This window comes from Vibrio sp. 10N.261.55.A7, from assembly GCF_002877365.1.
Lineage (GTDB): Bacteria > Pseudomonadota > Gammaproteobacteria > Enterobacterales > Vibrionaceae > Vibrio.
Genome location: NZ_MCWZ01000015.1, coordinates 1 through 13,947, shown reverse-complemented (window position 1 = coordinate 13,947; position 13,947 = coordinate 1). Strand labels below are relative to the sequence as shown.

The 13,947-nt window shown below is 45.6% G+C and carries 14 protein-coding genes; 10 read left to right on the top strand and 4 right to left on the bottom strand.

Annotation, left to right across the window (positions count from 1 at the left end; translation table 11 throughout):
* Positions 1-32: 32 nt before the first annotated feature.
* Entirely contained in the window at positions 33-416 is a 384-nt protein-coding gene (locus BCU12_RS01725) for a hypothetical protein (RefSeq protein WP_102402677.1), read from the bottom strand.
* 110 nt (positions 417-526) lie between these two features.
* Positions 527-2,995 (bottom strand): bifunctional diguanylate cyclase/phosphodiesterase, encoded by a 2,469-nt coding sequence (locus BCU12_RS01720; RefSeq protein ID WP_102402676.1) that lies wholly within the window; start codon positions 2,993-2,995, stop codon positions 527-529.
* Between the two features lie 234 nt (positions 2,996-3,229).
* Here BCU12_RS01720 and BCU12_RS01715 point away from each other — a divergent pair, with 234 nt between their 5' ends.
* Complete coding sequence (locus BCU12_RS01715; protein ID WP_102402675.1) at positions 3,230-4,054, top strand: HDOD domain-containing protein; 825 nt, start codon at positions 3,230-3,232, stop codon at positions 4,052-4,054.
* A 38-nt stretch (positions 4,055-4,092) separates the two neighbouring features.
* Here the strand turns inward: BCU12_RS01715 and BCU12_RS01710 are convergent, their stop codons facing one another.
* Positions 4,093-4,989, bottom strand: coding sequence for a DMT family transporter (locus tag BCU12_RS01710; RefSeq protein ID WP_102402674.1), 897 nt, complete (start codon positions 4,987-4,989; stop codon positions 4,093-4,095).
* A 134-nt stretch (positions 4,990-5,123) separates the two neighbouring features.
* Here BCU12_RS01710 and rmuC point away from each other — a divergent pair, with 134 nt between their 5' ends.
* From rmuC to tatC, 7 genes are all read left to right on the top strand, one after another.
* The gene (rmuC, locus tag BCU12_RS01705; protein ID WP_102402673.1) at positions 5,124-6,638 is read left to right on the top strand and encodes a DNA recombination protein RmuC; all 1,515 of its coding nucleotides are present in this window, start codon (positions 5,124-5,126) and stop codon (positions 6,636-6,638) included.
* A gap of 46 nt (positions 6,639-6,684) precedes the next feature.
* Positions 6,685-7,485 (top strand): bifunctional demethylmenaquinone methyltransferase/2-methoxy-6-polyprenyl-1,4-benzoquinol methylase UbiE, encoded by an 801-nt coding sequence (ubiE, locus tag BCU12_RS01700; RefSeq protein WP_102402672.1) that lies wholly within the window; start codon positions 6,685-6,687, stop codon positions 7,483-7,485.
* Positions 7,486-7,518: 33 nt separating this feature from the next.
* Entirely contained in the window at positions 7,519-8,124 is a 606-nt protein-coding gene (locus BCU12_RS01695) for an SCP2 domain-containing protein (RefSeq protein ID WP_102402671.1), read from the top strand.
* Positions 8,121-9,755, top strand: a complete 1,635-nt coding sequence (ubiB, locus tag BCU12_RS01690; protein ID WP_102402670.1) for a ubiquinone biosynthesis regulatory protein kinase UbiB — start codon at positions 8,121-8,123, stop codon at positions 9,753-9,755. Before BCU12_RS01695 ends, ubiB begins: the two co-directional genes overlap by 4 nt.
* A 48-nt stretch (positions 9,756-9,803) precedes the next feature.
* Entirely contained in the window at positions 9,804-10,058 is a 255-nt protein-coding gene (gene tatA / locus BCU12_RS01685; RefSeq protein WP_102402669.1) for a Sec-independent protein translocase subunit TatA, read from the top strand.
* Between the two features lie 3 nt (positions 10,059-10,061).
* The gene (gene tatB, locus BCU12_RS01680) at positions 10,062-10,481 is read left to right on the top strand and encodes a Sec-independent protein translocase protein TatB (RefSeq protein WP_102402668.1); all 420 of its coding nucleotides are present in this window, start codon (positions 10,062-10,064) and stop codon (positions 10,479-10,481) included.
* 80 nt (positions 10,482-10,561) lie between these two features.
* On the top strand, positions 10,562-11,320 hold the full coding sequence (gene tatC, locus BCU12_RS01675; RefSeq protein WP_102402667.1) for a twin-arginine translocase subunit TatC: 759 nt from the start codon (positions 10,562-10,564) through the stop codon (positions 11,318-11,320).
* Positions 11,321-11,463: 143 nt separating this feature from the next.
* Here the strand turns inward: tatC and BCU12_RS01670 are convergent, their stop codons facing one another.
* The gene (locus BCU12_RS01670; RefSeq protein WP_102402666.1) at positions 11,464-12,225 is read right to left on the bottom strand and encodes a TatD family hydrolase; all 762 of its coding nucleotides are present in this window, start codon (positions 12,223-12,225) and stop codon (positions 11,464-11,466) included.
* 154 nt (positions 12,226-12,379) lie between these two features.
* Between BCU12_RS01670 and hemB the strand changes: the two genes are divergently transcribed.
* Entirely contained in the window at positions 12,380-13,423 is a 1,044-nt protein-coding gene (gene hemB, locus BCU12_RS01665; protein WP_102402665.1) for a porphobilinogen synthase, read from the top strand.
* 86 nt (positions 13,424-13,509) lie between these two features.
* Positions 13,510-13,944 carry a GNAT family N-acetyltransferase gene (locus tag BCU12_RS01660; protein WP_102402664.1) on the top strand — a complete coding sequence of 145 codons (435 nt, stop codon included), beginning with the start codon at positions 13,510-13,512 and terminating at the stop codon, positions 13,942-13,944.
* The last annotated feature ends 3 nt before the right edge of the window (positions 13,945-13,947 follow it).

Here is a 13,947-nt window from a genome sequence, read left to right as displayed (position 1 = left end):
GCTGTAGACTCTTCCTAAAGACTAAACGCGTTCTAGATCTTTGACACGTCATAGCCAGCTTCAGCAAGCAAGTGACGCTCTTTTTTGATCAGCTGAACACGGTCTTCAATTAATTCATTTAACGCTTGAGTTGGCTTTCCTGCGAGGTCATTGAAGTGTTGAAAAGACTCTGCAATCTCTACCTCAGTAAACAAAGCACTTAACAGGTTTCTTGCTTCGCAAGGGTCGGTTTTTGTCTGAAAGTACTCAACACGTTTGATCGCTTCCTTCATTTCAGGCAATAGCTCAATTGGGCTCGTCTCTTTCGCGATTAGCATGTAGTTATGGAATACCTTTTTAGCAAAAAGGAGTTCTTTTAACGGGATATCGCGTCCGCTGATGATCTGCTCTTGAGTAAGAAGGGTGGTTGAGCTCATGGTCTTTCCTTAAATCATTGATTCTTTACATACAGATATACTGACAACGATTCAGAGTGTCAATTACTGATGATAGTAATTCTATGATTCTCTAACGCGAGAAGAAACGCTTAGCGTTCTGAAGAGCGGCCAAACAGTTTCATGAGTGTCGCTAATTGGTTTTTGTCATTAGGGTTAAGAGGTTGACTGAAGTAGAACCCTTGTCCGATGCGGCAACCTAATGACAGCAGATGGCTTTGTTGTTTCGGCTCTTCGATTCCTTCTGCGATGACCTCAAGTGATAAGCTTTTTGCCATGGCAATGATGGCGCTCACTATGGCCGCACTCTCTTGATCGTCTGGGATATCGTGGATAAAGGATCGATCGACTTTGATTTTATCCAGTGGTAGCCCTTTGAGGTAAGACAGTGAGGAATAGCCTGTTCCAAAGTCATCCAAAGCTATCTCTACCCCCAGACTCCTTAGCTTGTTGAGGTCTTGGGAGGCCAACGCGGGGTCACGCATTAGAAAGCCTTCGGTGATCTCTATTTCCAACTTGTTTGCGGGGAACCCTGTTGACTCCAAAATGGATTCCAATCGACTGGTAAAGTTTCTACGCTGCAGTTGGACTGCCGAGACATTGACGGCAATTCGAGAAAAATCAAACTCATTGTCTAACCATTGTTTGCCTTGCTTACACGCTGTTTCGAGCACCCAATCGCCCAGCTCATTAATCAGCCCCGTTTTTTCCGCGATCGGAATAAACTGATCAGGCGCTATATTGCCGAGTTTAGGGTTGTGCCATCGCAGCAACGCCTCTAAGCCTGAGAGGGCACCGGTAATCAAATTGAATTGCGGCTGATAGACCAAATGGAACTCGTCATTTTTGATCGCTTGATGCAGCGCTGAGTGGAACCGAACGTGTGACTTTGATTCATCGGTAAGCTCTGGCGTGTAATACGCGTACCCATTTCGACCATTTTTCTTGGCCAGATACATCGCCGTATCGGCATTTTTCAGAAGCGCATCGGTATTGGTGCCATCTTGAGGAAAGCGCGACACTCCAATGCTGGTGGACAGATGCAGTGGGTGGCTGTCGTTCGGATAAAAAGGAGAATTGAATAACCCAAGCGCCTCATTAATGGTTTCTATTAACGACGGCGCATTGTCTAAATCTGTGGCTACAATGACAAATTCATCTCCGCCTATTCGAGCCACATGACCACGGTGATACATGGCAGACTTCAGCCTAAGCGACAGCTCAATTAATACCTGATCGCCACAGTGGTGGCCCAAGCTATCGTTGATGTGCTTGAAGTGGTCGATGTCTAGGAAAAGGGTGGCAAAGGGTTTTTTCGATTGAATCTGTTGCGTTAGAATTTGAATCAACATTGAGCGGTTGGGCAAATCAGTGAGTGGGTCATAGAACGCCATTCGTTCCAACTTTTGCTCGTTTTCCTTGCGTTCCGTTATATCCTCGAAGACACAAAGATAGTTGAGTAACTGGTCTTCTTTGCCTTGTACAGCGGTAATGGTCGATTTCTGAAGGTAGATCGATCCATCTTTACGCTTATTGGAAAGCTCACCCTTCCATTTCCCAGTATTAATCAAGCTTTGCCACAGCTCTCGATAGAAGCTTTCGTCTTGCATCCCTGACTTTAACAACCTAGGGTTCCGTCCCTTGACCTCATTCTCATGGTACCCCGTGATCTTAGTGAACGCCTGATTGACCTCGATGAGGTGGCCATTGTTATCGGTAATCATCATGCCTTCATAAGAATTATTGAAAATCTTGGAGGTGACGTTTAACTGGTTCTCAACAATCTTTCGCCGCGTGACATTGCGAGTCATCCCCAAAACACCAAGTAGCTTGCCATCTTGGTTTTTTACCGGTGATTTGATGGTTTCTAACCAGATGTCTTCTCCGCTGGCGTCTTTTCTTGGGCACTCTTCAACAATGTACTGCTTATCCGATTGAATAATTTGCGTGTCAGCATGGACAAACTTATCCGCGATCTCTTGGTCAAATAGGTGATGATCTTCCGCACCAATAATCGTACCGATGTCATACCCCCACGCTTTTTCGACGGCACGATTGCAAACCACGTATTCGCCCTTCAAATTCTTTATCCAAGCATGGTCTTCTAAACCATCAAAAAACTCTTGTAATGAGGGGAGTTGTTCACTGTGGGTGTTTTGTAGGGTGTTGATATCATGACTAAACTTACCCACGAGTACAGCTATTGAAGGGAATAGAACATCATGATCTATTTGCTCTGTTGGGGTTGTTGTCATGAGAACACCAAAGAGGGTCTTGTCGGGTCTCCAGATAGGCGTTGCCCAACCCGTTTCTCTGTGTTTTATCTCAAGCTTAGTAGATTCTGTTGATGGGTAGTGTGAATGCGACAAAGTTTGATAAAGAGAGTGAACCAAATCTATAGCAATCGGGGGCTGAGGCGGGTTACTCCCATTCAACTCTATCCAGGATTTTTCATCGGTGTATTGATAAATTTTATGCTGAGCACCCAGCGCTTCACCAAGGCTCTTCATTAGAGTTTGCCATTGTTGTGTCGTGTTGGAAGGCAAGGCAATGCGAAACATAGATACTCTCAAATTGTTGTGCAGGCAGCCCACGGACTGGCAACCTCTTATCGACATCCTTGCGGTGACAAATGAACTCTGTCCCGCAATTGATGAATCTGCAGTTTAACTTGATTACTTTTGTGAATAAGATCTTTAGATCACATAACTTTGCTTTATAAACTAAACATCTTCTTGGTTTGGAATTTTGACCTATATTGAATAAAGAGAAATAGTGTCCCAAGGAGAGAATTCATGAGCCAACATGCACTGATTTCACGTATCAACGAGCTTCCTCGTATAGAGAGTGTGTTGCAAGAGCTGCTTGAGATGGTCAATAGAGAGACCATTGATTTTGGTGAGCTCTCGCGCAAGATGTCCATGGATCAGGTATTAAGTGCGCGTGTATTAAGAATGGCCAACTCTGCCCATTTTGGTGGGGTTAAAGGCGTATCCACAATAAACGATGCGATTGTGCGAGTGGGGGCAGGCGCGATTCGTACGCTTATCTCGTCTTCGATACTCTCAACAACGTTTCCAAAGTTGGAGACGCTCAACCTTAAAGATTATTGGGCCAATACCTTTGAGGTGTCTGTGATTGCCAGTGCTATCGCCAAATCGGTCAGCCTTGATGCGAACGAAACCTTCACAACAGGTGTGCTGCACAATATAGGCGAATTGATGATTCACTCTCTGGTGCCTGAACAAGCGGTTGAAATCATGTCCCGTGTGGATGCGGGAGAGAACATTGTCAAAGTACAAAGGGATGTGCTTGATACCGACTCACAACAGCTTGGGGCGGCATTAGCGCAAGCGTGGCAATTTCCGCCTGAAATGATCGACGCCATCGCCAATGTGAATCACCCGGGGAAAGCGGCCGAGTCTAAGAAATTGGCCTGTGTGTTGTATCTCGCCAGGGACATTCATTTTAAATGGGATTCAATGCTAGGGGCGGATGAGAAACAGGCGTTTCTAGAAAACCACCCTGTAGGCAAGGCACTGTCGATCAGTCATGACATGGTCGATAAGATTGATGAAGTGCGTGGTCAAGGCAGTGAGCTGGCGTATCAGTTGTTCTAATACGCCACTGAACTGGATGAAACCTTACGAGTTCGCATTTATGCCTGTTGAGGTTTCTTTTTCCATTTCACTTGTTGAATAACAAGGCCGCCAACGATGAGGATCAGGCCAATCAATGTGGCAGGGTGAATCTCTTCGCCAATAATGGTGGCAAGCAACATGAGCGAGATGAAGGGGGAAGCAAAAATAAGATTACTGATACGAGCCGTATTTTGTGTCGATTTCAGAGCACTTAGCCACAACACAAAGGTAATGCCCATCTCAAACAACCCAACATAGGTGACCGCTAACCAACCTTGAGTGCTGATTTGTTGCCACTCTGCGCCTTCGTAAAGACTCAAAGCGATGGCAAAGGGTATCGCCACGATAAAGCCCAGCAGTACCCCAACAACGGGATCGGCTTTGTTTTTAGCGTTAAGTATCCAGTATCCTGCCCATAACAGAGTGGAGAGAAGCGCCAGTGCCACTCCAACTGGGCTGTCAAAATTCAAGCCTAATAGGTCTCCCTTCGTCGCAATAACAATCACGCCAAAGTAACAAAAGCCGCAGGCGATCCAGTCTTTTCCTCGTATCTTCTGCCCTAGGAAAACAGCGGCCATTAAGGTTAATGTTATCGCCCAACTATAGTTAATTGCTTGTGCTTGAGAGGCGGGTAATAAGTCATATGCCTTGAACAAGATAAGGTAATATGCCAATGGATTCACCAAGCCGAGTAGCAGGTAATACCAAGGGTTTGAGGTAAAAGTCGTCACGATTTGTGAGAGCTTGCCTTGAATGCTACAGATAATCATGAGCGCGATGGCAGAAACGATGCTCGCAACGGTGAGCATTTGAATCGGAGTAAACTCCGCTAAGGTCAGCTTAAAAGCCGTCGCAACGGTCGACCAGAGTAATACGGCAGAGAGGGCAAAACCAATAGCGCGGCGCTCGTTCATAGATTATCCATATAGAAACTTAAAGCAGTGAGGGCGCTAGTCTAACTGGGCGTATGGTGAGCGACAAACTGGACATTTATCCAGTATCGAAATACCATTATATTTATCGCCAGTCAGTGAGTTAACACTATCTTATGCAATGGATTATTGAGAACCAAACATTCATCATTCCTTCTGTAGCCAGCGCCGTTATTGGTGGCTCGGCAGTTGGGTTCTGGGTTAAACAGAAGATGCAGTTAACCACACAGCGACTTGAGCAGCAGATTGAATCTGAGCAACAGCTGCATAACAGCAAAAACGCTCAACTGAGTGAATCGCTTAAATTGGCGCAGCAGGAACTCGATGATCTCGATACCGCAAGGGATCAATCGGCCCACGAATTAAAGCAATCGCATGGCAAGTTGATGGCGGTGCTCGAGAAGCTGCGTCACTTTGAAACCGTTAAGCAGGAGCGTCAGCAATATGCACATGAGGTGTCTATTGTTCGAGAAGAGAAAGCGCAGTTAGAAGCTCAGTTGCGTGAACAAGAAGCGCGACATGAGCAGCAAAACATTGCCAGTGCCGAAAAACTTCAATTATTAGAACAAGCAGAAGAACGCTTAAAGCAGCAGTTTGAACACTTAGCGAATCAACTGTTTGAGGCGAAAACCGCCAAGGTTGATGAGCAGAATAGGCAAAGCCTGAATGGGCTACTTTCTCCGCTTAAAGAGCAGCTTGAAGGCTTTAAGAAGCAGGTGAATGACAACTACAGCCAAGAGGCTAAAGAGCGCCATACGCTTGTTCATGAATTGAAAAGCTTGCAGCGTTTGAATGAACAGATGACCCGAGAAGCGGTGAACCTGACGCAAGCGTTAAAAGGGGACAACAAACAGCAAGGTAACTGGGGTGAGGTGGTACTTGCGCGTGTTTTGGGTGAGTCGGGCTTGCGTGAGGGACACGAGTATCATACCCAAGTGAATTTGCAAAACGATGCGGGTAAGCGTTACCAACCTGATGTGATTGTTCACTTACCCCACAACAAGCAGGTAGTGGTCGATTCAAAAATGGCGCTGGTGGCCTTTGAGCGATACTTCAATGCTGAAAATGATCAACAAAGAGAACAGGCGCTCAGTGATCATTTAGTCGCATTACGAGCGCATATAAAAGGACTGAGCCAGAAAGATTACCATCAGCTCAAGGGCATTCAGAGTCTCGACTATGTGTTGATGTTCATTCCTGTCGAACCTGCCTTTCAAGTTGCCATTCAAACCGATCCAAGTTTGGTGAAAGACGCGATGGAGCAAAACATCATTCTGGTGAGTCCAACCACCTTGCTAGTGGCTCTACGAACCATCGATAACCTATGGCGCAATGATAGGCAAAACCAAAATGCACAGTTGATCGCTGAGCGTGCCAGTAAGCTCTACGATAAAGTGCGCTTGTTTGTGGATGACATGGAAGGGCTAGGTGGGGCACTTGATAAAGCCAACCAGAGCTACCAAGGTGCAATGAATAAACTGGCGACAGGCAGAGGCAACGTGATTAAGCAGGCGGAAGGCTTTAAGTCATTGGGTGTAGAGGTTAAAAAGCCAATCTCGAGTAACTTGGTTGAAGTCGCACAAAATGACGCTTTAGTAGAAAGACATCCTGTTGAGGATAAAGTAAACTAATTGCCCGCGGCGTATGATTTAATAACGCTGTTGAAGAGGACTGACAATGACGGACACCAACGTGCAATCAAATACAGCTTTAGAATCAAATCAATCATCGCATCAAGAAGAAACGACTCATTTTGGCTTTGAAACCGTAGCGAAAGAAGAAAAAGTGGCTAAGGTTGCCGAAGTTTTCCATTCCGTTGCTGCCAAATACGACATCATGAACGACCTCATGTCAGGTGGTGTTCATCGCCTTTGGAAACGCTTTACGATTGATTGCAGTGGCGTGCGCCCTGGCCAGCGTATTCTTGATTTAGGTGGTGGTACAGGCGACTTAACCGCCAAATTTTCTCGAATTGTGGGTGAAAAAGGCCATGTGATTTTGGCTGATATCAATAACTCAATGCTCAATGTTGGCCGCGATAAACTGCGTGACAGCGGTATCGTGGGGAACGTTCACTACGTACAAGCGAATGCAGAAGAGTTGCCATTTCCAGATGACTATTTTGATTGCATCACGATCAGCTTTTGTTTGCGTAACGTGACGGACAAAGATAAAGCACTGCGCTCAATGTATCGTGTGCTTAAACCTGGTGGCCGCTTATTGGTTCTTGAGTTTTCAAAGCCAATCTTAGAGCCTCTATCAAAAGTTTATGATGCTTATTCATTCCACCTTCTGCCTAAGATGGGTGAATTGATTGCTAATGATGCAGACAGCTATCGTTACCTGGCGGAATCTATCCGTATGCACCCAGACCAAGAAACACTAGAAGGCATGATGCAAACGGCAGGGTTTGAAAAAACCAATTACTACAACCTCACCGGCGGCATTGTTGCGTTGCACCGCGGCTACAAATTTTAACACCGCTAACCTAACGGATAATGAAGGATTGTTATGCCATTTGATCCCCTAGTGACGGCGGTTGTCGAGACCTCTTTTAATCGTCTTATTCAAGATGACCCTGAGCTTGAAAGGCGTTTATTGCGTCTAAAAGGTCAGGTGCTTCAAGTTCATCTTAAAGAGCTCAATAAAACACTTACCTTTGTATTCAGTCATCAGGTTGATGTGCTAGCGGATTACGAGGGCGAAGCCGATTGCTACCTATCGCTGAATCTATCGGTCTTGCCTGAATTGCGTGAGCAAGCCAACATCACCGATCTGATCAAACAAGATAAGCTTGATCTACAAGGTGATATTCAGTTAGCGCAGAAGTTTTCGCAACTGCTGAAAGACTGTAAACCAGACATTGAAGAGTGGGTATCACGCCTGACTGGAGATGTAGTCGCTCATACGCTGATACAAGGTGTGAAAGATGTTTCTGGTGTCATTCAAAGTAAACTGGCTCGACACCAATCCAATTTGGCGCAGGTGCTGACTGAAGAGTGGCGTATAGCACCACCACCACTAGAAATTGCCTATTTTTGCGATCAAGTCGAAGAACTCTCTTCTCAAGCCCGTCGTATTGAAAAACAGTTAGATAAGCTGTTGGAGAAAGCATGACCCCAGCAGAGTTAAAGCGCCTTTATCGCATAATCAAGGTTCAGCTTGAATATGGACTTGATGAAATACTGCCAGCGCATCAATTAACGAAAACGCCATTGCTTGTTCGAAAGTCTCTATTTTGGCTAAAGAACAAACATCCTGATAAAGAAGCCGGAGAGCGATTACGTTTGGCTCTTCAAGAGCTTGGCCCAGTATGGATCAAGTTTGGCCAGATGATGTCGACCCGGCGTGATCTATTTCCTCCATTCATTGCTGACCAGCTTGCTCTATTGCAAGATCAGGTTGCCCCGTTTGATGGCGCACTAGCCAAGCAGCAGATGGAAAAGTCTCTCGGTGGCCCGATCGAAAACTGGTTTACTGATTTTGACATTGAGCCATTGGCATCGGCTTCCATTGCACAAGTTCATACGGCAAAGCTTAAAGAGTCTGGCCGTGAGATTGTCTTGAAGGTGATTCGCCCTGATATTCATGCCGTGATAGAGGCCGACATCAAGCTGATGTATCGCATGGCCAAAATTGTGGCTAAGTCTTTGCCTGATGCTCGTCGCTTAAAGCCAGTTGAAGTCGTACGCGAATACGAAAAAACCATCATTGATGAATTAGATCTACGCCGAGAAGCGGCGAATGCGATTCAGATACGTCGAAACTTTGAAGGCAGCGAAGAGCTCTACACACCGGAAGTGATTTCAGATTTCAGTAGTGAAAATTTGATGGTTTCGGAAAGAATTTACGGAATTCAAGTCTCTGACATTGAAATGTTACAAGCCAATGGTACCAATATGCAACTATTGGCTGAGCGTGGCGTGAGTGTCTTCTTTACTCAGGTATTCAGAGATAGCTTCTTTCATGCGGACATGCACCCAGGGAATGTGTTTGTACAGCGTGAGCACCCTGAAAACCCGCAATGGATAGGGCTTGATTGTGGCATTGTTGGAACGCTAAATAGTGAAGACAAACGTTACCTAGCAGAGAACTTACTGGCGTTTTTCCATCGAGATTATCGCCGGGTGGCGGAGTTGCATGTTGATTCAGGGTGGGTTCCACGTGAAACAAACGTAGATGAGTTTGAATTTGCTATTCGCATCGTTTGTGAACCGATATTTGCCAAACCGCTGGGTGAAATTTCATTTGGGCACGTGCTATTGAATCTATTTAATACCGCTCGCCGCTTTAATATGGAAGTACAACCGCAGTTGGTATTGTTGCAGAAGACGTTATTGTATATCGAAGGTCTTGGGCGTCAGCTCTACCCTCAGTTGGACTTGTGGGCAACGGCAAAACCCTTCTTAGAAGAGTGGATGATGAAACAGGTTGGCCCGCAAGCTGTGGTTAATGCTGTGAAAGATCGAGCGCCTTTCTGGGCGGAGAAATTACCTGAGCTACCCGAGCTGTTGTATGACAGCTTGAAGCAAGGCAATACCTTAAATCAGCGCATGGAAACCTTCTATCAAGGTTATCGTCAGAGTAAACGTAACCAAGCAACTGGAATGTTTTTGTTTGGTGTTGGGGCAACATTGGTTGTATGCTCCGCAATATTAGTCAGTACACCCTATGAGCAGGTCTCTTTAGCCAGTGGTCTCGCAGGTGTCACATTTTGGCTGCTTAGTTGGCGAGCTTACCGTCAATAGGCGGTAGACTTAACTTAATTTGTAAATCAAAAACCCGAGGTAAATGAAATGGGTGGTATTAGTATTTGGCAACTTCTTATTATTGCCGTTATCGTCGTCTTACTGTTTGGTACGAAGAAATTACGCGGTATTGGTGGTGATTTGGGTGGCGCTGTTAAAGGCTTTAAGAAAGCGATGAGCGAAGACGAGTCAGCAAAGAAAGACGCAGACTTTGAGCCAAAAAACATTGAGCAAAACAAAGCAGAATCTGTGAATGCCGATGCTCAGTCGACAGACACAAAAAAAGATAAAGAGCAGGTTTAATCGGTGTTTGATATCGGTTTTTGGGAACTGGTATTAATCTCTGTGGTGGGGCTTGTAGTGCTTGGTCCAGAGCGTTTGCCTCATGCTATCCGCAGTGTCTCTAAGTTTATTGGAGCGGCGAAAGGCATGGCCAACAGCGTGAAAGACGAGCTGACTCATGAATTAAAGATTCAAGAGCTACAGGAAAACTTGAAGAAAGCAGAGCAGATGGGGATGGAAGATCTCTCTCCAGAGCTTAAATCTTCAGTTGAAGAGCTAAAACAAGCAGCCCAGGATGTTCAGCGACCATTCGCCAAAGAATCCAATGCAATCAATGCATCGAGTTCACAAGGCGAGGCCGCGACAGTAAGCAGTGCGGATTCAGCAGAAGCCAACACTGACACTCATGAACACGTTGCCACGGCAGATAAAAAAGCCGAATAGTCTCACATTAGAGGAGTCGCAAGTGTGCGGCTCCTTTTCGATCCTTTCTTTTTTCGATGCTTTTAGCATAGAGGTTTGACATGGCTTCTGTTGAGCAAACTCAACCTTTGATCAGTCACTTATTGGAACTACGAAATCGCCTTTTACGCGCCATTGCCGTCGTATTGGTCATATTCTTAGGGCTGATCTATTTTTCCAATCATATCTATGAATTTGTCGCCGCACCTCTGGTAGATCGACTTCCAGAAGGGGCAACGATGATTGCAACGGATGTCGCTTCGCCATTCTTTACACCGCTTAAGCTGACACTCATTGCCTCGGTATTCATTGCTGTACCGTTTATTTTGTATCAAGTCTGGGCCTTTGTTGCGCCTGGCTTGTATAAGCATGAACGCCGCTTGATCATGCCACTGATGTTCTCGAGCTCTTTGCTGTTTTACTGCGGTGTCGCGTTTGCGTATTTCGTGGTTTTCCCACTGGTGTTTGGCTTTTTTACCGCGATCTCGCTTGGCGGTGTTGAATTTGCCACTGACATTTCGAGCTATCTCGACTTTGTACTTGCGCTATTTTTTGCATTCGGTATTGCGTTTGAGGTTCCTGTTGCCATCATTTTATTGTGTTGGACAGGTGCGACAACGCCGAAGTCTCTTGCAGAAAAGCGGCCTTACATCATTGTTGCGGCGTTCGTTGTCGGCATGATGCTTACTCCGCCCGATCTGATTTCTCAAACCTTATTAGCGATACCTATGTGTTTGCTGTTCGAGGTGGGTTTGTTCTTTGCGCGTTTCTATATTCGTAAAGACAGAGATGATGAGCAGGACGAGCAGCAAGATTCATAGGCTCTTTAAGGCAATGAGATTTGAATAGAAAAAGGTTGGCGATAAAGCCAACCTTTTTGTTTTCTAGCCGCGTGTGCTTTACTGCCATTTCCCGCTCTACGTGAAGTAGGGTGTTGTTGTTGGCGAGACGAATACTCGGTTGCTTATAGACCGAAAAGTTTGTTGGCGTTCAAGGTCGTCAACGTATCCACGTCTTCAAGGCTAAGCTCTCGCAAATCAGCAACACGCTGACCAACTAATTGTGTATAAGCTGGCTCGTTACGCTTGCCTCGATGAGGGACGGGCGCAAGATAAGGGCAATCTGTTTCCAATAGAACGTAATTCAAATCTAGGTGTGGAATCACCTTATCCATTCCGCCATTTTTAAACGTCGATACCCCACCTAATCCAAGATGAAAGCCAAGATCATTGATCGCTTTTGCTTCTTCTACGCTCCCACCAAAGCAATGGAATACGCCCCTTAACTGGCCATTTTGCTCTTTTTCTAGAAGATGCAGAGTCTCGGCAATAGAGTCTCGCGTATGGATCACAACGGGAAGATCCATCTCTTTGGCCCAGTTAAGCTGGGTGGTAAAGGCCATTTCTTGCTCTGATTTGTAGGTTTTATCCCAGTAGAGGTCGATACCAATTTCGCCCACAGCGATAAAGTTATGCTTATCGAACCAAGAATGAACAGTGTCTAGCGTCTGCTTAACGTCGGCATCCACATAGCAAGGGTGAAGCCCCATCATTGAGTGGCAGATCTCAGGGTAGGCCGCTTGCGTTCTTAGCATGGGGTCAATGGACTCAAGATCGATATTAGGCAGCAGTATTTTGGTTATGCCTTGTTGAAGCGCGCGTTGAACCACTTCGTCTCGGTCATTATCAAATTCACTGGCGTATATGTGGGCATGGGTATCAATCATGGTCGTCTCTTCAAGGTGTAGGGCTATTATCTTGTCGAGTATACGGCAGTGTGAGCCTTGGGTCATTTTTAGCATTTTTGTTTATTCATGCTAGCGCAGGGCATAATGAGTGATATTATTTTGTTTTGCGTTTTCATCAGACAAGGAGAATCGGGTGTCTGTATCTATCCAAGGTCAATTCCCTGGCCGTCGTATGCGCCGTATGCGTAAACATGAATTTAGCCGTCGTTTAATGGCTGAAAATCAATTATCTGTGAGTGATCTGATTTACCCAATGTTCATCTTGATGGGAAAAGATCGTCGTGAAAGCGTCGAATCGATGCCTGGTGTGGAGCGTCTATCGATCGATCTTATGCTCGAAGAAGCGTTGTATCTAGCGAACCTTGGCGTGCCCGCTATCGCATTATTCCCTGTGGTGAGCCAAGACGTGAAAAGCTTATGCGCGACTGAAGCGTATAGCTCTGATGGTTTAGTTCAGCGTGCGGTTCGACTACTCAAAGAGCACATTCCTCAGATTGGTGTGATCACCGATGTGGCATTGGATCCCTTCACGACTCACGGCCAAGATGGCATCATCGATAACGATGGCTATGTGATGAACGATGAAACGACCGAAGTCTTGATCAAACAGGCGATATCTCACGCTGAAGCGGGTGCCGATGTGGTTGCACCGTCAGACATGATGGACGGAAGAATCGGTAAGATCCGAGAAGCGCTTGAGGAAGCTGGGCACATTCATACCCAGATCATGGCTTATTCTGCGAAATATGCGTCAAGTTACTATGGCCCATTTAGAGACGCGGTTGGATCTTCTTCAAATTTGAAAGGTGGCAATAAGAAGAATTATCAGATGGACCCTGCGAACAGTGATGAAGCATTGCAAGAGGTTGCGATGGACATCAACGAAGGTGCAGACATGGTGATGGTTAAGCCTGGTATGCCGTATCTGGATGTGGTTCGCCGTGTTAAATCTGAGCTGAAAGTACCAACTTTTGCTTATCAGGTGTCTGGTGAGTACGCAATGCATAAGGCGGCTATCCAAAATGGATGGTTGAATGAGCGTGAGACCGTTCTGGAGTCATTATTATGCTTCAAGCGAGCTGGTGCTGACGGTATCTTAACTTACTTTGCTAAAGACGTTGCACAATGGCTGGCTGCTGACAATGCAGAAGCTGCGCAGCATTTAGATAAAAAGTAACGACGCGATACATTCCGATTAAGGCTGGCGTTTGCTAGCCTTTTTTGTTTCAAGACAATGAGTACTGAGATCTCAAAGGGGGCCAGATGACAATAAGAATCGAAGAGGGGAGCCTAGAAGAGGTAAAGCTCGTCGTCGACAAAATTGGTGAGTTTACTCGAAAGCAAAGTATTGAATCGATGCAACAAAAACTAGCGGGTCGAGTTCACCTTGTGTTGGTGGCATTTGATGGCGAGCAGCCCGTTGGTTTCAAAATTGGTTATCAATTAGACAATAATACGTTTTACAGTTGGTTTGGTGGCGTTTCTCCTGATGGTCGGAAGCAGGGGATTGCTCAGTCATTATTAGAGAAACAAGAGCAATGGGTAAGAGAGCAAGGCTATCAAGTCATAAAAGTGAAATCTCAAAACCGTTATCCATCAATGCTTAGATTACTGATTGGAAACAACTATCTTATTGAAAGTACGAGTAAAAGTCACAGTTTAGATGATTTAAAAATAGAATTCATAAAACTAATTTAAAAT